Origin of the sequence: Streptomyces sp. NBC_01515 (assembly GCF_045040345.1) — a bacterium.
Lineage (GTDB): Bacteria > Actinomycetota > Actinomycetes > Streptomycetales > Streptomycetaceae > Streptomyces.
Map to the genome: position 1 here is coordinate 2,573,581 of NZ_CP109416.1, position 22,098 is coordinate 2,595,678.

The 22,098-nt window shown below is 70.8% G+C and carries 21 protein-coding genes and 1 pseudogene; 6 read left to right on the forward strand and 16 right to left on the reverse strand.

Annotation, left to right across the window (positions count from 1 at the left end):
- Positions 1-38 precede the first annotated feature (38 nt).
- Positions 39-1,250 carry an MFS transporter gene (locus OG407_RS11265; protein WP_405857378.1) on the forward strand — a complete coding sequence of 404 codons (1,212 nt, stop codon included), beginning with the start codon at positions 39-41 and terminating at the stop codon, positions 1,248-1,250.
- Here OG407_RS11265 and OG407_RS11270 read toward each other — a convergent pair.
- Positions 1,210-1,668 carry an acyl-CoA thioesterase gene (locus OG407_RS11270; RefSeq protein WP_405857380.1) on the reverse strand — a complete coding sequence of 153 codons (459 nt, stop codon included), beginning with the start codon at positions 1,666-1,668 and terminating at the stop codon, positions 1,210-1,212. The genes OG407_RS11265 and OG407_RS11270 overlap by 41 nt on opposite strands.
- Positions 1,669-1,825: 157 nt before the next feature.
- Positions 1,826-3,103, reverse strand: coding sequence for an alginate lyase family protein (locus OG407_RS11275; RefSeq protein WP_405857382.1), 1,278 nt, complete (start codon positions 3,101-3,103; stop codon positions 1,826-1,828).
- A 121-nt stretch (positions 3,104-3,224) separates the two neighbouring features.
- Between OG407_RS11275 and OG407_RS11280 the strand changes: the two genes are divergently transcribed.
- Positions 3,225-4,625, forward strand: a complete 1,401-nt coding sequence (locus OG407_RS11280; protein WP_405857384.1) for a uracil-xanthine permease family protein — start codon at positions 3,225-3,227, stop codon at positions 4,623-4,625.
- Here OG407_RS11280 and OG407_RS11285 read toward each other — a convergent pair.
- Complete coding sequence (locus tag OG407_RS11285) at positions 4,607-5,725, reverse strand: glycoside hydrolase family 6 protein (RefSeq protein WP_405868362.1); 1,119 nt, start codon at positions 5,723-5,725, stop codon at positions 4,607-4,609. The two genes, OG407_RS11280 and OG407_RS11285, sit on opposite strands and share 19 nt — an antisense overlap.
- A gap of 148 nt (positions 5,726-5,873) precedes the next feature.
- Here OG407_RS11285 and OG407_RS11290 point away from each other — a divergent pair, with 148 nt between their 5' ends.
- Together OG407_RS11290 and OG407_RS11295 are read left to right on the forward strand one after the other, a co-directional pair.
- On the forward strand, positions 5,874-6,560 hold the full coding sequence (locus OG407_RS11290; RefSeq protein ID WP_405857386.1) for a DUF5995 family protein: 687 nt from the start codon (positions 5,874-5,876) through the stop codon (positions 6,558-6,560).
- An 88-nt stretch (positions 6,561-6,648) separates the two neighbouring features.
- Complete coding sequence (locus tag OG407_RS11295) at positions 6,649-7,578, forward strand: LLM class F420-dependent oxidoreductase (protein WP_405857388.1); 930 nt, start codon at positions 6,649-6,651, stop codon at positions 7,576-7,578.
- Positions 7,579-7,585: 7 nt separating this feature from the next.
- Here OG407_RS11295 and OG407_RS11300 read toward each other — a convergent pair whose 3' ends face one another.
- Both OG407_RS11300 and OG407_RS11305 read right to left on the reverse strand, forming a co-directional pair.
- Entirely contained in the window at positions 7,586-9,298 is a 1,713-nt protein-coding gene (locus OG407_RS11300) for a flavin monoamine oxidase family protein (RefSeq protein WP_405857390.1), read from the reverse strand.
- 65 nt (positions 9,299-9,363) lie between these two features.
- Positions 9,364-10,152 carry a carbon-nitrogen hydrolase family protein gene (locus OG407_RS11305; RefSeq protein ID WP_405857391.1) on the reverse strand — a complete coding sequence of 263 codons (789 nt, stop codon included), beginning with the start codon at positions 10,150-10,152 and terminating at the stop codon, positions 9,364-9,366.
- Between the two features lie 223 nt (positions 10,153-10,375).
- On the opposite strand from OG407_RS11305, the gene OG407_RS11310 reads away from it, so the two are divergent.
- Positions 10,376-11,272 carry a DUF1963 domain-containing protein gene (locus OG407_RS11310; RefSeq protein ID WP_405857393.1) on the forward strand — a complete coding sequence of 299 codons (897 nt, stop codon included), beginning with the start codon at positions 10,376-10,378 and terminating at the stop codon, positions 11,270-11,272.
- A 103-nt stretch (positions 11,273-11,375) separates the two neighbouring features.
- Here OG407_RS11310 and OG407_RS11315 read toward each other — a convergent pair whose 3' ends face one another.
- From OG407_RS11315 to OG407_RS11335, 5 genes are read right to left on the reverse strand one after another with little or no spacing between them, the layout of a single operon-like run.
- Positions 11,376-12,851, reverse strand: coding sequence for an HAD-IA family hydrolase (locus tag OG407_RS11315; protein ID WP_405857395.1), 1,476 nt, complete (start codon positions 12,849-12,851; stop codon positions 11,376-11,378).
- 42 nt (positions 12,852-12,893) lie between these two features.
- Positions 12,894-13,973, reverse strand: coding sequence for an ABC transporter ATP-binding protein (locus OG407_RS11320; RefSeq protein WP_405857397.1), 1,080 nt, complete (start codon positions 13,971-13,973; stop codon positions 12,894-12,896).
- Between the two features lie 3 nt (positions 13,974-13,976).
- Positions 13,977-14,795, reverse strand: coding sequence for an ABC transporter permease subunit (locus tag OG407_RS11325; protein ID WP_318015143.1), 819 nt, complete (start codon positions 14,793-14,795; stop codon positions 13,977-13,979).
- Complete coding sequence (locus OG407_RS11330; RefSeq protein WP_328684559.1) at positions 14,780-15,679, reverse strand: ABC transporter permease subunit; 900 nt, start codon at positions 15,677-15,679, stop codon at positions 14,780-14,782. The genes OG407_RS11325 and OG407_RS11330 overlap by 16 nt, the downstream gene beginning before the upstream one ends.
- On the reverse strand, positions 15,676-16,833 hold the full coding sequence (locus OG407_RS11335) for an ABC transporter substrate-binding protein (RefSeq protein WP_405857399.1): 1,158 nt from the start codon (positions 16,831-16,833) through the stop codon (positions 15,676-15,678). The genes OG407_RS11330 and OG407_RS11335 overlap by 4 nt, the downstream gene beginning before the upstream one ends.
- 212 nt (positions 16,834-17,045) lie before the next feature.
- Here OG407_RS11335 and OG407_RS11340 point away from each other — a divergent pair, with 212 nt between their 5' ends.
- Positions 17,046-17,786, forward strand: coding sequence for a GntR family transcriptional regulator (locus OG407_RS11340; RefSeq protein ID WP_405857401.1), 741 nt, complete (start codon positions 17,046-17,048; stop codon positions 17,784-17,786).
- Positions 17,787-17,807: 21 nt separating this feature from the next.
- Here OG407_RS11340 and OG407_RS11345 read toward each other — a convergent pair whose 3' ends face one another.
- The 6 genes and pseudogenes from OG407_RS11345 to OG407_RS11370 all read right to left on the reverse strand — a co-directional run bounded on the left by OG407_RS11345 (position 17,808) and on the right by OG407_RS11370 (position 22,025).
- Positions 17,808-18,236 carry a VOC family protein gene (locus tag OG407_RS11345; protein ID WP_405857403.1) on the reverse strand — a complete coding sequence of 143 codons (429 nt, stop codon included), beginning with the start codon at positions 18,234-18,236 and terminating at the stop codon, positions 17,808-17,810.
- 44 nt (positions 18,237-18,280) lie between these two features.
- Positions 18,281-18,733 carry an Lrp/AsnC family transcriptional regulator gene (locus tag OG407_RS11350; protein WP_019059706.1) on the reverse strand — a complete coding sequence of 151 codons (453 nt, stop codon included), beginning with the start codon at positions 18,731-18,733 and terminating at the stop codon, positions 18,281-18,283.
- A gap of 10 nt (positions 18,734-18,743) precedes the next feature.
- Positions 18,744-19,076: pseudogene (locus OG407_RS11355) on the reverse strand (amino acid permease C-terminal domain-containing protein); the annotation flags it as partial.
- 25 nt (positions 19,077-19,101) lie between these two features.
- Positions 19,102-19,497, reverse strand: a complete 396-nt coding sequence (locus OG407_RS11360; RefSeq protein WP_405857404.1) for a hypothetical protein — start codon at positions 19,495-19,497, stop codon at positions 19,102-19,104.
- 15 nt (positions 19,498-19,512) lie between these two features.
- Complete coding sequence (locus OG407_RS11365; RefSeq protein ID WP_405857406.1) at positions 19,513-20,037, reverse strand: GNAT family N-acetyltransferase; 525 nt, start codon at positions 20,035-20,037, stop codon at positions 19,513-19,515.
- A 545-nt stretch (positions 20,038-20,582) separates the two neighbouring features.
- Positions 20,583-22,025 carry a GuaB1 family IMP dehydrogenase-related protein gene (locus OG407_RS11370; protein ID WP_405868364.1) on the reverse strand — a complete coding sequence of 481 codons (1,443 nt, stop codon included), beginning with the start codon at positions 22,023-22,025 and terminating at the stop codon, positions 20,583-20,585.
- Between the last annotated feature and the right edge of the window lie 73 nt (positions 22,026-22,098).

Here is a 22,098-nt window from a genome sequence, read left to right on the forward strand (position 1 = left end):
ACGGCGGCGGGGACGCGCACAGCAGGAGGGGCCGGACAATGAGTGAAGTGGTCTACGACCGACGCGAGGTGAAGCGTGCCCGGTACGCCGTGGCGGCCGTCTTCGCGGTGCACGGCGCGGTCACCGGCTCGTTCGCGACCCGGGTGCCGTGGATCCAGGAGCACGCGCACGTCGCCGCCGGCTGGCTCGGGTTCGCCCTCGCCTTCGGGGCGTTCGGCGCCTCCTGCTCGATGCCGCTGGCCGGCTGGATCACCCACCGCTTCGGCAGCCGTACGGCCCTGCGCGGGCTGATCGCCATGTGGACCATGTCCCTGGTGCTGCCCGCGCTCGCGCCCAACCTGGTCACCCTGTGCCTGGCGATGTTCACGTACGGCGCGAGCGCGGGCATGGCCGACGTCGCGATGAACGCGCTCGGGGTCGAGATCGAGCGCCTCCTCGACAAGTCGATCATGTCGAGCCTGCACGGCATGTGGAGCGCGGGCGCCCTGATCGGTTCGGCGGGCGGCACCCTCGCCGCCCACCTCGGCTCGGACGCCCGTGTGCACCACCTGATCGCCGCCGTGATCCTCACCGTGCTCGGCGTGACCGCCTGCCACTGGGTGCTGGACATCCCCCCGGGTGTGGCGGAGGAAGCGCCGCCCCGGTTCACGCTGCCGCCGAAGTCCGCGCTGCTCATCGGCGCGGTGGGCTTCTGCGCGGTGTTCGCGGAGGGGGCGAGCCTGGACTGGTCGGCGGTGTTCCTGAAGGACCAGTTGGGTACGTCGGCGGGGCTCGCGGCGGCCTCGACGACCGGCTTCATGCTGACGATGGCGGTGGCCCGGCTGGTCGGCGACGGGGTGGTGAACCGCTTCGGCTCGGTGCGTACGGTCCGCGCAGGCGGGGTGCTGTCCGTGTTCGGCGGGCTGCTGATCGTCCTCGCGGAGAACCCGGCGCTGACGATGGTCGGCTTCGCGCTGCTCGGTCTCGGCATCGCCGTGGTCGTCCCGCTGTGCTTCGCGGCGGCGGGCCGCAGCGGCCCCAACCCGAGCCAGGCCATCGCGGGTGTCGCGACGATCACCTACACCTCGGGTCTTGTCGCGCCGAGCCTGATCGGCGGGGTGGCGCAGGCGACGAGCCTGGTCGTGTCGTTCTGCCTGGTCACGGTGTTGGCGGGCGGGCTCGTGGTCTTCGCGGGCGTGCTCCGCGCCGGGGACCGCGACCGCCCGAAGGTCAGCCCGCCGAGCGCAGCAGTGTCCGGCCCACGGACCTGAACCCCTCGCTCCAGGGCGCGGGGCGCAACGTCCCCGCGTCCAGCCGGACCAGGACCCGGGTACCGGTCGCATAGGTCGTCACTCCGTCCGCCGAGCAGAACCGGAAGCCGTACGTCAGGCCCGTCGTCCCCAGCCGGTCCAGCCAGAGGTGTACGGCGTACACCCCCGGCCTGGTGACCGGCGCCTCGTAGCTGATCAGCAGTTCCTTCACCACGTTGCAGGCGTCCCCGGCGCTCGCCCAGTCGCCGTCGAAGCGGACCCCGTGCCCATGCCACAGCTCGGTCCACGCCCGCTCGACGAGGAGCGGATAGCGGGCGTTGTGCAGCATGCCGAGCGCGTCGAGATCGTCGAAGTGCACGGTGACGGCGAGGAGTTGGCCGTAGGACAGGACGGTGGCGGGCGGGCTTTCGACGGTCACGGCGGGACTCCCGAGCGGTGCTGGTGGGGCGGTGGAGACTGTGGGGACCGCCCCATTCTAAGCGACCGCTCAGGAGCCCCTGTCGAGAAGGCCCTGCTCGGACGGGCCTACGGGGAAGGCCTACGGGAGGCCCTCCGAGTCCTTCGGGGTGGGCCGGTCAACCGGCGATCGAGTCCAGTTGCTCGGCCGCCGGGCGCAGCGCCCACAGGTCGCCGCCGGGCGGCGCCTCCAGCTTCGGCAGGGCGGCCTTCGCCTTCGCGTCCCCCGCGTCGGCCGCCGCGTGGACGACGTCGCTCGCCGCGTACCGGTAGAACTCCAGCTCCGGATGCGACCACGCGGCGGTCCCGGTCGCGGCCGGCAGCAGATAGTCCACCGCCTTCAACAGGCCCTGCCCGTCCGGGCCTTGATAGGTCCACAGGTTCACGCCGACGTGCCGGCCGATGGCGGCGAGCCGGGTGTACGCGACCAGGTCGAAGGTCGAGTAGTGCCAACTCCGCGTCCGGGCAAGCTCCTGCGGCTGGCTGCCGTCGCCCGCGATCTGCGGGTCGATGCGTTTGACGCGCGCGTCCAGCACGGTTCGCCTGGCCAGCGCCTTGTCGCCGGTCGCGTAGGCGAGGGCGGCCAACTCCATGTCGTAGAAGGTGCCGTGGTTGTTGGCGGCGGCTCCCTCCTCCTTGCCGAAGGCGCTGTTCTTCAGCCAGCCGAGGAAGTCGGAGTTCCAACCGGCCATCGCCGTACGGTCGTTCCTCGTCCAGCCGGGGGCGCCGGTGCCGAGGATCGCGACGGCGTCGACGACGCTGGTGTACGACTGGGAGAAGTCGATGATGCCGATGGCGCGGCCGTCGTACTTGCACGGGATGAACTGGGCGTGGTCCAGGTTGGGGTTCATCTTCGTGGCCGGGTCGAGGAACCAGGTGCGCAGGACCTGGTCGGCCTTGTGCGCGTAGCGCTTGTCGCCGGTGTAGTACCAGGCGAGCGCGAGGTCGTACGTCGAGTCGAAGACCTTCTCCACGTCCTGGCGGTCGGTTCCCGTGTCGACCTCGGGGTTGCGCTGGCCGTCACGCTGGACGTACGGGCAGCCCCACGGGTTGTCGGCGGTCGGGGTGGTCGTGGGCCACCAGTAGGGCGCCTGGCTCAGGTAGTCGTGAACGTCCCCGCCAGGAGCGGGCTTTGGTTTGTCCACGACCGTCCAGGGGCCCTGGTGCAGCCAGTTGTCGGCGCGGGCCGTCAACCGCTTCACCGCCCGCCGGAGTTGGGGATCCCCGCGGTCCAGGCGGAGCTTGGTCTGCTGGAGGCGGGTGCCGTCGAGGACGGCGGTGCGGGGGACGGCCGGCGCCGGGTGCGCGGAGGCGGAGGGAATGACGACGGCCGTGAGCGTGGCCACGGCGGCGAGCAGGACGCCCAGTCGGGATCTGGCACTCGACTTTGCACTCACCGATCAACTCCGATCAGGTATATGAACACTGTTCACGAGTGGAACCGTGCGAGCGTAGAACCACCAGGTAGCCGTGACAATGGTCCGGACCGATTTCACGTACAGAGAAAGCGACCCCACCATGGACCTCGGCGTGCGCTGGAAGCTGCACGGTGACGGGCGGACGCCCGCGCCCGGAGCGGTCGTCCGCCCCGACGAACGGCTCTCCTGGCCGCGCACGGTCGGGCTCGGCGCCCAGCACGTGGTGGCGATGTTCGGGGCGTCCTTCGTGGCCCCGGTCCTGATGGGCCTCGACCCCAACCTCGCGATCATGATGTCCGGCGTCGCGACCGTGATCTTCCTGCTCGCGACCAGGGGCCGGGTGCCCAGCTACCTCGGCTGCTCGCTGTCCTTCGTGGGCGTGGCCGCCGTGATCCGCGCGCAGGGCGGGACGAGCGCGACGGTGACCGGCGCGGTGTTCGTCGTCGGGGTCGTGCTGTTCCTGGTCGGGGTCGCCGTGCAGCGGTTCGGGGCGCGGATCATCCACGCCGCGATGCCGCCGATCGTCACCGGCGCGGTGGTCATGCTGATCGGCTTCAACCTCGCCCCGGTGACCGCCGCGACGTACTGGCCGCAGGACCAGTGGACGGCCCTGCTGGTCATGGCGTTCACCGGTCTGGCCGTCGTCTGTCTGCGTGGTTTCTGGTCCCGCGTCGCGATCTTCCTGGGCCTGGTCTTCGGCTACGGCATCTCCTGGGCGTTCGACCGGATCTTCGGCCGCATCCACTCGACGAGCGCGAGCGGCGAGGTCACCGACCACTGGCGCCTGAACCTCTCCGGCGTCGGCAGGGCCGACTGGGTCGGGCTGCCGTCCTTCCACGGACCGACCTTCCAGTGGTCGGCGATCCTGGTCGCACTGCCGGTGGTCATCGCGCTGGTCGCCGAGAACGCCGGACACGTCAAGGCAGTTGGGGAGATGACCGGCGACTCACTCGACGACAAGCTGGGCACCGCGATCTCGGCGGACGGCGTCGCGTCCATGCTGTCGACCGCCGTCGGCGGCCCGCCCAACACCACCTACTCCGAGAACATCGGCGTGATGGCCGCGACCCGCGTCTACTCCACCGCCGCCTACTGGGCCGCCGCCGGCTTCGCGCTCCTCTTCGGCCTCTGCCCCAAGTTCGGCGCCATCGTGGCCGCGATCCCGGGCGGGGTGCTCGGCGGAATCACCGTCATCCTCTACGGCATGATCGGCCTGCTCGGCGCGCAGATCTGGCTCAACTCCGGTGTGGACCTGCGCAATCCGCTGAACCTGGTACCGGCCGCGGCGGGCATCATCATCGGCGTCGGCGGGGTCACCATCAAGTTCACCGACAACTTCACGCTCAGCGGTATCGCGCTGGGCACGCTCGTCGTCATCACCGGCTACCACGCCCTGCGCTTCCTCGCGCCCGCCCACCTCAAGGCGGACCAACCCCTGCTGGACGAGGGGACGTCGTCGTACGACTCACCGGGCGAGGCCGGTCAGCGCGCCAAGTCGTAGGCGTACGACGCCGTGAACGTGCCGGCCGCGCCCCGGCAACCGTCCGACTCCCCCGGCAACTTGACCCACAAGTAGCCGTCGATCCGCGCCTCCCCCGTGTTGAGAGTTGGCGCCCGGCCGATCTTCCGGCCCGCCGGATCGCACCACTGGCCGTCGGCCGGGGCGCCGTTGCCGTTACGGCTGGTGTCGATGACCGCGCCGAGACCCGCGGGGCCGCCGAGGGCATCCAGCACCCTCCGGTCGTAGGCGATCTCGGCCGAAGTGGCGTGGAAATTCGAGACGTTGCTGAAGATCCCGTCGGAGGAGGCGGCGGAGGCCGCGCCCGCCTGCTTGAGCAGGGCCGCCTGCTGTACGGCCGGGTTCCAGTCGGAGTGGCCCGCGTCGTAGTACACGCGGGCCTTCGGGTCGGCGGCCTTCAGGACGCGGCCCGCGCGGGCCAACGCCTCGAAGCGGTCGGCGCGTTGGACCTCGGACAGGCAGTCGGCCTGGGCTATCGAGTCGGGTTCGAGGATCACGACGACCTCCCTGGAACCCAGTCCCGCCGCGAAGTCGTCGATCCACCCGTCGTACGCGTCGAAGTCCGCCGCCCCGCCCTCGGACGCCCCGCCGCAGTCGCGGTCCGGAATCGCGTACGGCACGACGACCGGCACCCGGCCCTGCGCGGCGGCGCCCGAAGTGACCGCGCGGACCCGGGAGGTGATCGTCGACGGTGTGAAGTCCGCGAACCACACCGCCTCCGGCTGATCGGCGATCCGGGACTCTATGACCTCGGTACGGGGGTCGTCGGGGTGAGCGCGGACCCAGTCCAGGACCTGGGACTCGGGGTGGCGGTAGAGGCTCGGGGAGACGGCCGCCGACTGCTTCTTGCCGGTCTTCTCGGGAGAGGGCGCGGTGGTGTTCTTCGGCTGGGCGGAGGTGGAGGCCGAGGAACTGGCCTTGGTGGACACGGGTGTTGACGGCACGTCAGGCAGCGGCACGAGCAGGGTCGCCCCGGTCCCATCGGGCCTCGCCTCGTTCGCACCGCGCTCGTCGTCCAGCGCGTTGATCATCCCGGTCACCGTGCCGACCGCGACCACGACCGACGCGGCCACGACCAGCACGCTCCGCCGGGCGAACCGACGGCGCTGCCGGCCACGTGAACCTGACACGCTGCCGCCCCCCTCCCGCGCACCGGACCCGTTCCCCCGTTCTGGGGAAGTGTCGGGCTCGGCGGCACCTCGGCCAGCCTAGGGCTGGGACGCTGCCCCCATGGGGCAATTGGCACACTTCACCACACCCGTGGACAAGGTCGTCTCCCGGCTGCGCGCGCTCGACGAGGAACTGCCCGCCCGGGACGGGATCGCGGTGTTCAACCGCGTCTATCTCGCCGTCACGGAGGCGGTCGACCGGAGTGTCGACGCCGGGCGGTTCGCCGACGCGCGGGCCGCGATCACGCTGGACGTACGGTTCGCGGAACGGTACCTGGCGGCCGTGGACACAGCGGCCAACGGGCGCCGCCCGCCCGCCTGTTGGCGCCCGCTGTTCCAGCTCCGGCGCCATCCCGGCGTACGACCGCTGCAGTTCGCGCTCTCGGGCATCAACGCACACATCGGTCACGATCTCGCGCTCGCCGTCGTGGACGCCTGTCGCACGCTCGACTGCGAACCGGCCGAGCTGGAGGACGAGTTCGACCGCGTGGGCGATCTCCTCGTGTCGCTGGAGGAGCGCGTCCGCGAGGAGCTGATGCCGGGGCCCGACCTGTTCCAGATCGCCGATCCGCTCACGCATCTGCTCGGCTCGTGGAGTCTGGAGCGCGCCCGGGAGGCCACCTGGACGGCGGCGCGGGCCCTGTGGGCGCTGCGCGGACTGCCCGATGTCGCCGAGGAGTTCACGGAGCGGCTGGACGCGGCGGTGGGATTCGCGGGCCGGATGATGCTCACGCCACTGCCGGACTGATCCAGCCATACCGGTGAGCAGGACCCGCCGGGCGGCCTCGCGCGAGTTACGTTGACGGTTCAAATGCCTGTTGCGAAGGAGCACGAGCATGGCCACCAGGTTGGGTCTCAGTCTTCCCCAGACGCACCAGTACGACATCGGCAAGGACGTCCCGGACGTGGCCCGCGCGGCCGAGGAGATCGGCTACGAGAGCCTCTGGGTGTTCGAGCGCGCCCTCTTCCCGGAGCCCGCGACGCAGGGGCTCTACGGCATGGAGGGCGTTCCGTGGCCCGATGAGTACCGCTCGGTCGCCGAACCTCTGGTGACGCTGGCGTTGGCCGTGTCGGCCACCCGGCGGGCCCGGCTCGGCACCAGTGTCTTGGTGGCCCCGCTCCACGGACCCTTCCAACTGGCCCGGACGCTCGGCACATTGGACGCGGCGAGCGGCGGCCGGGTGGTGGCCGGGTTCGGCACCGGCTGGTCGCTCGACGAGTACGCGGCGGCCGGGGTCGCCCCGTTCAAGGACCGCGGCAAGGTCCTGGACGAGGTGATCGACGTATGCCGTGCGGTGTGGGGCCCGGACCCAGTGGCGTACGAGGGCGGCCTGACCACCATCAACTCGTCGGTGGTCGGCCCGAAGCCCGCCCGGCCGATCCCCGTGCTGCTGCCCGCGATGAGCAAGAAGGCGCTGACCCGACTCGTCGACCGCGCCGACGGCTGGCAGCCGGTGGCCATGGGCGCCGAGCAACTGGCCGCCGAGTGGCGGACGTTGCGCGACCTGGCCGCCGAGCGCGGCCGTACCGAGCCCCTCCAGTCGGTGGCCCGGATCAATCTGCGGTACACCCCCAAGGCCTACGAGGGCGCGGACCGGCCGCCGTTCCACGGCAACTTCGACCAGATCGTGACCGACCTCGTGGCGCATGTCGAGGTCGGTCTCGACGAGTACTTCTTCGAGTTCGCCGGCGCCCCGCGCGACGCCGAGGAACTCAAGGACCTCGCCGCCGAGCTCTACACGGCGGCACGCGCCGCCGGGGTCTGAACTCCCGTCAGTCCTCGGGCAGTTCGACCGGCGCGATCTCGTCGTAGACGTCCCCCGGCCCGGGGTTCGTCGGGTCGGTCGTGCCGCCGAGCTGGTGCATGACGCCCCAGACCGCGTTCAGCGCGGTCTGGACGGCGCCCTCGGCCCAGCCGGCGGTCCAGGAAATGTCGTCGCCGGCTAGGAAGACGCCCCGCTTGTCCGCGGGCAGCCGGTCCTGCATGAAGTGGGTGAACAGGCGCCGCTGGTAGCGGTAGTGGCCGGGGAGGTTGGCCTTGAACGCGCCCATGAAGTAGGGCTCGTTCTCCCAGGAGACGGTCACCGGGTTGCCGATGACGTGCTTCCTGATGTCGACCTTCGGGTAGATCTCGCCGAGCGACTTCAGCATCACCTCCATCCGCTCGTTCGCGGACAGCGGCAGCCACTTGAGGCTGTCGTCGCACCAGGTGTACGAGAGGCAGATGACGGCGGGCTTGTCCGGGCCGTCGTCCAGGAGGTAAGTCCCGCGCGTCATACGGTCGGTGAGGGTCATCGACATGACGTCCCGGCCCGTCGGATTCCCCCTGTCGTCGACGGCCTTGTCCAGCCAGAACGGCCGGTCGACGGGAACGAACAGCTTCGAGCTCTCCATGTAGTGGGTGCGCTCGATCGCGGTCCAGTGGTCGATCGGGAAGAGCGAGTCGTCGCAGGCGATCTTCGAGAGCAGCATCCAGGACTGGGCGGTGAAGATCGCCGCCTGGTAGGTGCGGATGTCGCCGTTCGCGTCCGTCACCGTGATGCCGTTGCCGGCCGTGCGGTGCAGCCGGGTCACGGCGGGGCGGGGTGCGCCGCCCACGTGCAGGGAGGCCAGCGAGGTGCCGTAGGGCCAGTGGACGATCTTCTGGGGCTCGCGGTCCCAGAGGCGGAGCGGGAGTTGCTGGGAGCCGCCGACGATGCCGCGGTGGTGGTCGTCGGCCTCGGTGTAGACGACGCGCAGGATTTCGAGGATCGAGTTGGGGAAGTCGGTGTCCCAGCCGCCGGTGCCGAAGCCGACCTGGCCGAAGATCTCGCGGTGCCGGAAGGACCTGAAGGACTCGGAGTCGCAGAGGAAGCCGTAGAAGGTCTGGTTGTCGAGTTTCTCGACGAGCTTCGACCAGATCTCGCGGATGCGCGGGACGTCGCGTTCGCGCATGGCGCGGTTCATGTCGGAGAAGTCGGCGCCCTCTTCGAGGCAGGCGTTCCAGGCGTGCATCACGTCGCGGTAGACCTGCGGGAGGTCGTCGACGGTGGTCGCGTAGTGCGACTCGCCCTTGAGGTCGACGACCGTCGAAGGGGTCGCCTCCGCAAGGGGGTTGGGGAACGGCCGGGTCTCAAGTCCCACCAGGTCGATGTAGTGCTGGAGGGCGGTGGAGGAGGGCGGGAACCGCATCGCGCCCATCTCGGCGGTGAGGGACGGGTCGCACCCCTCGAAACCGACGGTCCGCAGCCGCCCGCCGATCTGGTCGGCCTCGTAGACGACGGGCTTGAGGCCCATCTTCATCAGCTCGTAGGCGGCCACGATGCCGGACAACCCGCCACCGATCACGGCGACTTCGGTGCCGTGCTCGGTCGCGGGTATCTGGCCGAGGCCCGCCGGGTGGGCGAGGAAGTCGTCGTACGCGTACGGGAAGTCCGGCCCGAACATGGTGATCGGCGGCTGCCGCTCGTCGGCGTGCTGGACGGCGTTGGGCACCGTGGACGTCATGGGGTACGGACTCCTAGCGGAACAAGAACAAGAGCAAGAACAAGTGCAGGAACAGCAGGGGGGATTCAGGCGAGGGACCCGTAGAGGGCGGGGCGACGGTCCGTCAGATACGGGTTCGCCGCACGGGAGTTGGCCAGGAACTCGGGGTCCAGGTCCGAGAGGAGGAGTTCCTCGCCGCGGCCGGCGCGGGTGCGGGCGACTCCGTCGGGTCCGGCGAGGGTGGAGAGGCCGAAGAAGTCGAACTCCCCTTCCTGGCCGATGCGGTTGATGTACGCCACGTACATCTGGTTCTCCCAGGCGCGCACCGGGACCAGTGCTTCGGCGACGAACTGGAACGGGTGCATGTTCGCCGTCGGGACGAGGAGCAGGTCGGTGCCGGCCAGGGCGTGGGCGCGGACGGGCTCCGGGAACTCGACGTCGTAGCAGATCATCAGGCCGACGGTCAGGCCGTTCAACTCGGCCTGGACGACCGGCTGTTCGCCCGGTGTGAAGTGGGCGCGCTCGAAGTCGCCGAAGAGGTGGGTCTTGCGGTAGTTGGCGAGGCGGGTGCCGTCGGCGGAGATCAGCTGGGCGGAGTTGTGCACGGCGTCGCCGTCGCGCTCGGGGTAGCCGTAGGCGATCGCGAGTCCGTGGCGGCCGGCGATCTCGGCGACCGTGTCGGCGGAGTCGCCGTCGGCGGGCTCGGCGAGGCGGCCGATGTCGTCGCCGATCGCGTATCCGGTGAGGAACATCTCCGGCGCGGCGAGCAGCCCGGCACCGCCGGCCGCGGCCCGGCCCGCGGCCTCGTCGAGGACCTTGAGGTTCTCGACGACGGAGCCGGGGCGGCCGGAGCTCTGCAGGAGGGCGGTGCGCATGTGTGTTCCTCACCGGTACGAAAAGGTTGAAGAGCCACCTATCGGGGCCCACCTAGACGGTACGGCCGACGGGCCGGGCCGGACAAGAAGGAGCCGTTGCGCGCCGGTGAGCGGTTCGTTGCGTGCGGGTGGGGCGGGGCGGCGATTCGTTGCGTGCCTGGTGAGCGTCGGCCGTCCCGGTGCGGCGGACCGGCTGTCAGACCCCGGGCATAGGTTTCCGCCCATGAATCCTGACCTGATCAACCGGCTCACACCCTTCCGCGCGGAAGCACTGGGGCGCGGGATACCGCCCGAGGACGTCGAGCGGTGGATCGCCACCGCCCGTCCGTCCGGGACCCTCGTCACCGGCGGGGACGGGCCGGTCGCCGGCAGGTTCGGCGGACCCCTGCTGCTGCCCGCCGACGCCCCCGACCCCTGGTTCCCGTTACTAGCCACCCTCGACTGCGCGGCCCTGCCCAAGGAGACGGCGGGCCTCCAACTGCCGCCCGACGGCCGCCTGTTGCTCTTCGGCTTCCCCGAGATGACGTACTACGGCGGCACGGCCGGTGAGGTCGTGTACATCCCCGAGGAGACCCCCGTCGAGGAGCGGAACACGAAGTACCCCTGCGTCTACGGCGAGGAGGGGGACGCGTTCGACGACACCGACACGCTCGCGATCTACGAGCAGTTCCCGCAGGAGGAGCTGCGGCTGGCCCCCGACATCTCCCTGCCGCACCACTTCCTCGCCCCGTCCCCGGACCCCGGCGAGGAGATCGGCACGCTCCCCGGCCATCCCCGCGCCTGGGACCTGGCCGAGGTGTGGGAGGAGACGTACGGCGACATCGTCGTCGACGGACCGCTGCACATCGGCGGGTACGCCTCCCACGAGTGCACGGAGACGGACCCCGTCACGGACGCGGCAGCGGAGGCGGAACAGGCGCACCGGCACCGCGCCGAGGCGGCTCCCGGGTCCACCGACGCCATGGAACTCCCCGCCCCCGAGGAGTGGACCCTGCTCGCCCAGTGGGACATCGGTCTCACCGGGCGGGAGGGCTCCACGCTGCACTGGGTGATCCCGCGCCAGGATCTGGCCGAACGCCGATTCGACCGGGCGCACGTGTCCTTCTTCTGGAACCCCTGATCCTTTTCTGACCCCCTGAAGGCCCGTGCCCAAAGGGGCGCGGGGAACTGCGCGCCCAGCCGCAACGAACCGGCAGCCGACAACGGACCTCCCAGCGCAGCACTTACCCGCGAGGCACCGCAAACACCGTGAGGACAGCCGCGTGGTCCGACGGCCAGCAGTTCGACGACACATCCGGCCAAGGGCCAGGCGTGCCGACCACGAACGTCCGGGAGTCGAGCACGGTCAGCCCCCGGTGCAGGACGTAGTCGATACGGTCCTGCGGCTCGGCCCGCCCGCTGCCGTCCTCGTTCACCGGGTGGATCGGTGACCAGGTGTGCCCAGGATCCGCGGCCGGGTCCGGGTGGGCCTCCCGGTACGAGTCGCGCAACCCCGCGTCCGCCGCCGCCTTCGTCACCGGCCACTCCACATCCGGCCAGTCGAGGTGCGAGGGGCTGTTGAAGTCACCGACCAGGATCACAGGGACGGCGTCATCGGCCACCTCCCCGATCCGGCCGAGGGCATCCCGCATCTGGGCGAGCCGTACCTCCTCGTGGGCGATCAGCTCGGCGGCCGGAAGCCCGTCGTAGGCGGACTCGTAGGGGCCGTAGGGCGTGCAGTCGAGGTGGCAGGTCCACACGTCGATCTCGCGGCCCTCGGCGACGGCGATCCGGACCCCGGCGGCGCCGTAGAAGCCGACGTCCGGATCGCCGAAGCGGGCGGTGATCGGGTGGCGGCTGATCACGCCGAGGTTCTCGCCGGCGCGGTGGTGGTGCCAGCCGAGCGCCTCGGCGAGTTCCTCGGCGGCGGTGCCGCCGGTCTCCTGGAGGCCGACCACGTCCGCGCCGGTCTCCGCGATGGCCTTGAGCTGCTTGGTCCGGTGATCGTCGACCTTGCTGCCGCCGAGCCAGAGATTCCAGGTCAACACGCGTAGCTCCGACGGCGGTTGGTGCGTCACCATCGCGCGCAGGTCCGCCGGGGTGACCCCGACGAGGCTGTCCCGTACGGTCCGGCCGGGGGCCGCGTCGATCGGGGCCAGCGACGGCACGGCGAGGACCGCGCAGCCGGCCGCCTCGGCGGAGCTGACGCCGGTCTGGGTGTCCTCGACGGCCACGCAGGCCGCCGGGTCGACGCCGAGGGCGCGGCAGGCGGCGAGGTAGGGGTCGGGGGCGGGCTTGGTGAGCCCGGTGTCGTCGGCGGTGACGGAGACGGCGAAGCGGCTCGCGCCGAGGGCGTCGAGGACGGTGTCGGCGACCGCGCGGGGGGACGCGGTGACGAGCGCCGTGGGGACGCCGTCGCGGGCGAGGGCGTCGAGCAGGTCGAGCGCGCCGGGGCGGGGCACGATGCCGGTGCGGACGCGGGCGGCGAACTCCCGGTGCAGGGCGTCCGCGAGGTCCGCCGCCGAGGTGCCCGTGGCCTGGGCGAGCCAGTCGGCGGTGTGCTCGACCGGGCGGCCGAGCACCTCCGGCTGGTCCGCGTCCGTCAGGGTTCTGCCCGCGACCTGCTCGACCGCCTCCCACCACAGCCGCTCGGTGTCGACGAGCGTTCCGTCCATGTCGAACAGGACGGCCTGGAGCGGGAGTTGGGCGTGGGGGGTCACGTTTCTCTCTTTCACTGCGGGTTCACAACGGGCCGGTGGGCCCTACGGGTTGACGCGTTCTGCCACGAGGACCGGCCGTTCCGGCAGCGACACGCGTACGGCGACTCCGGCGCCCAGGGTGGTGGCCTCGTGCGTGGGCAGGTCGGCCTTGACCTCGGTGCCGTCGCCGAGTCGCACGCTGACGCGGACGACCGCGCCGAGGAACGCGGTGCCGACGACACGCGCGTCTCCGGCCTCGTCGGCGTGCACGTGGATCGCCTCGGGCCGTACGAGCACATCGACTTCGGGTCCTGCCGGTGCCTCGCCGTCGACCGGCAGCCGCTGGCCGAGCACCTCCACGACCCCGTCCGAGAGCTGCCCCGGGAGCCGGCTCATCGTGCCGACGAACTCGGCGACGAAGGCGGTCGCGGGGCGGCCGTACAACTCGGCCGGTGCGGCGCACTGTTCGAGCTGTCCGGCGCGCATCACGGCGACCCGGTCGGCTATGGACAGGGCCTCTTCCTGATCGTGCGTCACGAAGAGGGTGGTGATGCCGAGTTCCTGCTGGAGGCGGCGGATCTCCTCGCGCAGGGAGAGGCGCACCTTGGCGTCGAGCGCCGAGAGCGGTTCGTCCAGGAGCAGGACGCGCGGGCGCAGGGCGAGCGCGCGGGCCAGGGCGACGCGCTGCTGCTGGCCGCCGGAGAGCTGGTGCGGGAAGCGCTCGCCTTTGTCGCCGAGCCCGACGAGGTCGAGCAACTCGGCCGCACGGGACCGCCGTTCAGCCGTACGGACCTTGCGCATGCGCAGGCCGAAGGCGACGTTGTCGAGGGCGTTGAGATGCGGGAAGAGGCTGTACGACTGAAAGACCATCCCGGCGTCACGGCGATGGGCGGGGACGTCGGTGACGTCCTTGCCGTCGACCAACACCTCGCCGGAGGTGGGGTGTTCGAACCCGGCGAGCATGCGCAGGGCGGTGGTCTTGCCGCAGCCGGAGGGGCCGAGCAGGGCCAGGAACTCGCCGGGCCGCACGGTCAGGTCGAGTCCGTCGAGGGCGATCGTGGGGCCGAACTCCCTTCGCAGGCCCCGGAATTCGACGGTGGCGGCGTTGTCCGTCGAGGTCTTCTCAAGCGTGGTGGCGGTCATGGATCATCCCCGGGACGAAGCGGTTTTGTCGCGCCCGCCGACACCGGCGAGCGTGAGGAGGAGTGCCCAGGTGACGACCAGGCTGAGCACGGAGACGGCGACGGAGAGCTGGGCGTTGGACCCGCCGACGCTGTAGATCCACACGGCGAAGGGCTGGAAGCCGAGCAGTTGGGCCACGGTGAACTCGCCGAGCACCAGGGCCAGGGTGAGGAAGGACGCGTTGAGCAACGCCCCGCGCAGGTTGGGCAGTACGGTCCGCACCAGCGCCTGCGGCCAGTTCGCGCCGCAGCTGCGGGCGGCCTCGACGAGGGTCTTCACGTCGATGGCGCGCAGCCCGGAGTCCAGCGCCCGGTACACGAACGGCAGCGCCATCACGACGTAGGCGAGGACGAGGATGAACGGAAAGCTCGGGTTCTGGATGGCGACGAAGGTCTCGAACAGCGGGGTCCGGGACAGGTAGTCGGGGCCCCACTTGAGGACGGTGGCGATACCGGCGACGAACGCGATCGGCGGCACCACCAGCGGCAGCGAGCAGATCACCTCGACGACCGGGCGCAGCCGGGGCGCGCCGAGCCGTAGCGCGACCATGGCCGGGACCATGAGGAGCAGGACGACGGCGATGGTGGCGGCGGCGAGTTCCAGCGAGAGCACCAGGCTGGAGGTGAAGCCGTCGGCGGAGACGATCTGGGTGTAGGCGTCGAAGGTGACGCCCTCCCCCGGCACGTCGACCGTGAAGACCACGGACGCGGCGAGCGGCACCAGGAAGTACAGGGCGGCGAGGCCGAGGACGACCCACCGCCAGAGGTTCAGGCGTCCAGCCATCGCGCGCTCCGTCGTTGCAGGGGCAGGTACACGGCCATGACCAGGCCCGCGACCAGGACCATGTCGAGGCTGAGGGCGAGGGCCACGTTCTCCTGGCCGACCAGCACGTTGCCGGAGATCGCGTCGGCTATCTGGAGGGTGACCAGCGGGACCGAACTGCCCACCATGGCCGCGGCGGTGGCGTACGCGGCGAACGCGCTGCCGAAGAGCAGCACGAATCCACCGAGCAGGGACGGCGCGAGGACCGGCAGGGCGACGTGCCGCCAGTACTGCACGCCGGTGGCGCCGTTGTTCTGGGCGGCCTCGCGCCACTGGGTGCGCAGGCCCTCCAGGGCCGGGGTGATGGTGAGGACCATCAGCGGGATGAGGAAGTACAGGTAGACGAGGACCAGGCCCCAGAAGCTGTAGAGGTCCCAGCCCTTGTCCTTCAGGCCCAAGTGGGTCGTCAGGACACCGGCGTTGCCGAGGGTGGCGACGAACGCGAAGGCCAGCGGGACACCGCCGAAGTTGGCGAGGACGCCGGACGCGGTGAGCACCGCCTCGCGCAGCGCGCGGAAGCGGGAGGTGACGACGACCTGCGCGAGCGGCAGCCCGAGCAGGGTGCCGAGGGCGCCCGCGAGGGCGGACAGCTTGACGCTGCCGATCAGCGCGGTGAGGTAGGCGCCCTTGAGTGACTCGGTCAGGTTGGCGGTGCTGTACGAAGTGGCGCCCGTCGTCTGGTTCTTGACGGTGAAGGCGCCGTTCAGCATCGCGACGGCGGGCACCCCGAAGGCGACCGCGACGAAGACGAGCAGCGGGACCACGGCGATCCAACTGGGGACGCGGCGCCGCCGCTTCACAGAAGCGGCGGCACCCACGTCGGCCCGCGTGAGCGTGGCCGTCATCCGGAGACGGCCTTCGCCCAGCCGGACGCGATGACGGTCTTGGCCTTGCTCTGCTGGGCCTCGGTCGGGAAGGCCGGCGTGCCGGAGACCTGCGGGAGCTTGGCGGCGGCGGTCTTGTCGAGCGTGCCGGCCGACTCCATCGAGGTCATCAGCGCCGGGCGCGCGTAGCCCTTGAGCCACAGGTTCTGGCCCTCGGCGCTGTACAGGTACTCCTGCCACAGCCGCGCGGCGGCCGGGTGCGGGGCGTCCTTGTTGATGGCCTGCGAGTAGTACTGCGCGTACTGGCCGTCGCTCGGGATGGAGACCTTCCAGTCGACGCCCTTGGACTTGAACTCGTCGGCGTAACCGGCGTTCAGGTAGTCCCAGTCGATGGAGATGGGCGTCTCGCCCTTCTCGACGGTGGCCGGGGTCGACTCGACGGGGGTGTAATTGCCGTTCTTCTTCAGCTTGTTGAAGAAGTCGAGACCCGGCTGGATGTCGTCGAAGGAGCCCTTGTTGGCGAGCGCCGCCGCGTACACGCCGCCGAAGGCCGAACCCGACTTGGTGGGGTTGCCGTTGAGGGCGACCTGGCCCTTGTACTGCGGCTTCAGCAGGTCCGCGAAGGTGGTCGGACAGGTCTTCACGCGCTTCGCGTCGCAGCCGATGGAGATGTAGCCGCCGTAGTCGTTGAACCACTGTCCCTTCGGGTCCTTCTGGCCCGCGGGGATCTGGTCGAAGGAGGCGACCTTGTACGGCGCGAGCAGGCCCTGCTGGGCGGCGCTCAGCGCGAAGGAGGAGCCGAGGTCGAGGACGTCGGGCGCACGGTCCTGGCCCTTGCGGGAGGTCACGGCGTTGATCTCGTCCTGGCTGGAGCCGTCCGGGTTCTCGTCCGTGATCTTGATGCCGTACTTCTTGGTGAAGCCGTCGATGAGGGCACCGTAGTTGGCCCAGTCGCGGGGCAGCGCGATGGCGTGCAGCGTGCCCTCCTTCTTGGCCGCCTTCACCAGGGCGTCCATGCCGCCGAAGTCGGCGACGGAGGTGGCGGTGGCGGCGTTCTTGCCGTCGGCGGTGGTCGACGAGTTGGTGGGAGCGGCGCCGCAGGCGCTGAGGGCGAGCGCGGCGACGACGGCGAGGGATCCACCCAGGACGGCGTTTCTCGGCGGGGACACGGTCACGGTCTCTCCAGGGGTGCGCACGAGGGTTTGAGCAGAGCGGAGAACTTGTCTGAACAAGTTGGCCTCAGTACGCCCGCCGATGGTGTCTTGTTCGTAAACATTGGCGAAACCGTGACCCCTTATTCCCTGCACACTCCTGGCTGACACGGATCACCAAGGGAACTCGACTACGCTGCTCACGCTGTGCACAGTGGCCAACTCGGAGGGGAAGCATGACGGCGCGACACGAGGAGATCGCCGACGAGCTGCGCAGAGCCATCGACCGTGACGAGTACACAGTCGGCAGCCTGCTGCCCGCGGAGACGGACCTCGCGGCGCAGTACGGCGTCTCGCGCGGCACGGTCCGCCAGGCCGTCGCGGCCCTCACCGCCGAGGGGCTGATCGGCTCCCGCCAGGGCGCCCGCCGGGTGGTGCTGGCCAGCCGCCGCAGCCAGAGCTTCGCGGAACTGCGCAGCTTCGCCGAGTGGGCCCGCGCGATGGAGCGCGAGGCGACCGGGCACGTGGTCGCGCAGGAGTACCGCCCGGCCACGGCCGAGGACGCCGTACGCCTCCAACTCACCGCGGGGATCCCTGTGTTGCACGTCCTGCGGGTCCGCGGCCTGGACGGCGAGCCGGTCCTCCTGGAGCGGACGGTGTACGCCGACTGGATCTCCCCCGCCGTCGAGGCGATCGAGCCGGAGTGCCCGTCGGTGACCCAACGCCTGTACGACGACACGGGGTTGGTCTTCGCCTACGGCGAGCACGTCATCGACGCGGTCGCCGCGGGCGCCCAGGACGCGGAGCTGCTGGGCATCCGCCGCACCAGCCCCCTGCTCCGGGTCCGCCGGGTCACAACGACCCGCGAGGGACGGCCGGTTGAGTGGTCGGACGACCGCTACCGCTCGGACGCGGTGAGCTTCAGCGTGCACAACTCGATAGGGAACAACGCGCTGGCACGCAAGACGGCGGAGTGAGCCCGGGGGCGGTTCGGGCGCTCAACCGGCCGCCACACAGAACTCGTTGCCCTCGGGGTCGGCCATCACGACATGGTGTCCGTCGAACTCGGTGAGCACCCGGCCGCCCGCTTCCACCAGCCGCGCGGCCTCGGCTCCGATCGCCGCCCATCTCTCCTCCGGGCCGCCCCGCACCGGCACGCGGATGTCCAAGTGCAGCCGGTTCTTTGCGGACTTGGGCTCGGGGACCTTGAGGATGGACAGGCGCGGGCCGACGCCGTCGGGGTCGCAGAGCCAGGCGCCGTCGTCCTCGGAGTCATCCTCCACCGGCTCGAACTGCGCGGCCCACTCGGCACGCGTGGCGAAGGGAGCGGGCGGTGGCTCGTCGACGTAGCCGAGGGCCGTTTTCCAGAACGCGGCGAGGAGCGGGGCGTCGTCGCAGTCGAGGGTGAGATCGATCCGTGCTGCCATGCCCTCGACCGTACGGCGCCCCACTGACAGTCGCCCCCGCGTGCTTACGTCGGCGAGCCCGACGAGAAACGCCGGAGCAGCGGCGACAGCACCAGCACCGACTTCGTGCGCTCCACGAACGGCTCCCCCGCGATCCGCTCCAGCACCCGTTCGAAGTGGCGCATGTCGGCGGCGAAGACCTGGACGACCGCGTCCGCGTCGCCGGTGACGGTGGACGCGGCGACCACCTCCTGGTAGCGCTCCAGGCCGCGTCGGATGGTGTCCGGGGAGGTGTTGTGCCGGCAGTAGATCTCGACGAACCCCTCGGTCTCCCAGCCGAGCGCCGACGGGTCCACCCGGACGGTGAAGCCGGTGATGGCGCCGGTGGCCCGCAGCCGGTCCACGCGCCGTTTCACGGCGGGCGCGGACAGGCCGACGAGCTGCCCGATGTCCGCGAAGGAGCGGCGGGCGTCCTCGGCGAGGGCGTGCACGATGCGTTCGTCGAGTTCGTTCAGCACGGTGGATCGATCACTTCTCGGGTGGTGCGGTGGGTGCCAGTCGGGAGCGGCGGTGGCCGTATACGAAGTAGAACACGAGCCCGACGGCCATCCAGATTCCGAAGACCACCCAGGTGACGGCCGAGAGGCTGCCCATCATCCACACGCACAGCCCGAAGCCCACGGCGGGCAGCACCGGCGACAGCGGTACGCGGAACGTGCGGGACATCTCCGGGCGGGTCCGGCGCAGCACCACGACGGCGATGTTGACCAGCGCGAAGGCGAAGAGCGTGCCGATGCTGGTCGCGTCCGCGAGCTGACCCAGCGGGATGGCGGCCGCGAGGACCCCGCAGAACAGGGACATGGTTCGGTTTTCGGCGATGCCCTGTTCAGCCCTCGTCCGGCTCCCCCGCGAGGGCCCGCGCCGCGGCCATGTCCTCCTCGTCGAACCCGATCCGCCCGGGCTGTCCGAACACCTCCGCCTGGGCGTCGATCCAACGGGTGTGCGCCTCCCACGCGGCCTGCTTGCTCATGCCGAGCGCGGCCCCGATCTGCGTCCAGGACGCACCGGCCTCACGGGCCGCGCGGACGGTGAGCTGACGGCCGTAGGCGGCCTTGCGGGCGACGACCTCGCTCAGGGCGAGCAGTTCCAGCGTCTCGGTCCGGTCGAGGGCTTCCGCGTCGCTGCCGAAACCGGCCAGGGACTCGCGGGTGCGGAGGTTGTCGAGGCGGGCGACCGCGGTGAGGAGGGTGTGCTCGGGTTCGATGCTCTGGGGTGTGGTCATGGATGCAGCGTTGCGTCAGGGCTGCTTGACGTCAAGGGGGCCTGACGGCAGTTCCTTGGTGAGGAAGGTGCAGGGGTCGACGCACTCGCGGGTGACCCCGTCACGGTCCTCGTACGACCAGCGGTCCACGTAGTCCGTCAGGCGCCGGTAGCCGAGACGGGCGTAGAGGTCCGCGGCCCTCGGGTTGTCTGCCGCGACGCCCAGGCCGAGGGCCGTACGGCCGTGCTCCCGGGCCAGTTCCTCGGCCCGCCGGATCAGCGCGCCGCCGATGCCGCGCGAGCGCAGCTGTGGGGGCCATACGGCGAGACCGTTGAGTTCCGGGCAGCCGGGCAGGGCGGCCCGCACCTCGGGAGCCGCGCAGCCGTCCCAGATCACCTCCGCGTGCCCGACGGGCCGGCCGTCCAGCCAGGCGACGAGATAGGTGCCCCCGCCCTTTTCCTGCCGCGCGAACCGGCGGGCATGGGTCGATACGGCCCCCGGCGAGCCGATGCACTGGTCGAGCAGCGCCACGTCGGCGGCCCGGCACACGGCGATCTCCATACGCCCGACGGTAGCTTCCGGAGCACGCCGACGGCCTCCGAATATCCCGGGGCCGGGACAACGGGGGCCATAGAGAAGGGAGTTGGTCGCTCCAGCCCACGCGCAGCGGCTCGCCCTAGAACGACAACCACCGCAGCACGCCGACAGCTCCCCGAAACACCTCGGCGCCCGGAGCAACAGGGGCCAATGGAAGAGGAGTTGGTCAACTCCAGCCCACGCGGAACGACTTGCCCCAGGGCGACAACCGCCGCGGCACGCCATCGGCGCCCCGAAGCACCCCGGACGCCGGGACAACGGAGGCCGTACGAAGGGGAATTGGCCATCCCCAGCCCATGCGCAACAGCTCGCCCCAGGACGACAACCACCGCCCTACGCCCATGCCCCGAAACACCCGGACGCTGGAACAACAGAGGCCACACAAAAGGAGGTTGGCCAGCTCCAGCCCGCGCGCAACACCCCACCCCAGGACGACAACCACCGCCCCACGCCCACGCCCCGAAACATCCCGGCGCCGGAACAACAAGGCCCGCAGAGCAGGAAGTCGGTCAGCTCCAGCTCGCGTGCAGTGGCTTGCCCTCCGCGTAGCCCGCCGCGCTCTGGATGCCGACGATCGCGCGCTCGGCGAACTCCTCCAGGGAGGCGGCGCCGGCGTACGTGCAGGAGGAGCGGACGCCCGCGATGATCGAGTCGATCAGGTCCTCGACGCCCGGGCGGGCCGGGTCGAGGAACATGCGGGAGGTGGAGATGCCCTCCTCGAACAGCGCCTTGCGGGCGCGGTCGTAGGCCGACTCGTCCGACGTGCGGTTGCGGACCGCGCGGGCGGACGCCATGCCGAACGACTCCTTGTAGAGGCGGCCGTTGGCGTCCTGCTGAAGGTCGCCGGGAGACTCGTAGGTGCCCGCGAACCACGAGCCGATCATCACGTTCGACGCACCGGCGGCGAGGGCCATCGCCACATCGCGCGGGTGGCGGACACCGCCGTCGGCCCACACGTGCTTGCCGTACTTCTTCGCCTCGGCGGCGCACTCCATGACGGCGGAGAACTGCGGCCGGCCGACGCCGGTCATCATGCGGGTGGTGCACATCGCGCCGGGGCCGACGCCGACCTTGATGATGTCGGCGCCCGCCTCGATGAGGTCCTTGACGCCCTCGGCGGCGACGATGTTGCCGGCCACGATGGGGACGTGTGGATCGAGGGCGCGGACCTGCTTGATCGCGCTGATCATCGACTCCTGGTGACCGTGCGCCGTGTCGATGACGAGCGTGTCGACGCCCGCGTCCAGCAACTGCTTGGCCTTCTGTACGAAGTCGCCGTTGATGCCGACGGCGGCGGCGATGCGGAGCTTGCCGTCCGCGTCGACGGCCGGCGAGTACAGCGTGGCGCGCAGCGCGCCCTTGCGGGTGAGGATGCCGGCGAGCTTGCCGTCCTTGTCGACGGCGGGCGCGTAGCGGCGGTTGGCCGCGTCCAGCCTGCCGAACGCCTCGCCCGGGTCGATGTCCGCGTCGAGCAGCAGCAGGTCCCGGGCCATGACCTCGGCGAGCTGCGTGAAGCGGTCCACACCGGTCAGGTCGGCGTCGGTGACGACACCGACCGGGCGCTGGGCCTCGTCCACGACGACACCGGCGTTGTGCGCGCGCTTGGGCAGCAGGGCCAGCGCGTCGGCGACGGTCTGGTGCGGGGCCAGCCGGATCGGGGTGTCCAGCACGAGGTGGCGGCTCTTCACCCAGGCGACGACCTCGGTGACGACCTCGATCGGGATGTCCTGCGGGATGACCACGAGGCCACCGCGCCGGGCCAGCGTCTCGGCCATCCGGCGCCCGGCGATGGCGGTCATGTTGGCGACGACCAGCGGGATGGTGGTACCCGTGCCGTCCGGAGAGCTGAGGTCCACGCCCTGACGCGATCCGACCGCGCTGCGGCGCGGCACCATGAAGACGTCGTCGTACGTCAGGTCGTACGGGGGCTGGATGTCGTTGAGGAAACGCACGTGCTGCACATCCCAGTCGATCAGAGGTGGTCCCCGGACAGGTCAGCCAGGGGGAAGAGCACGTACTTCATTG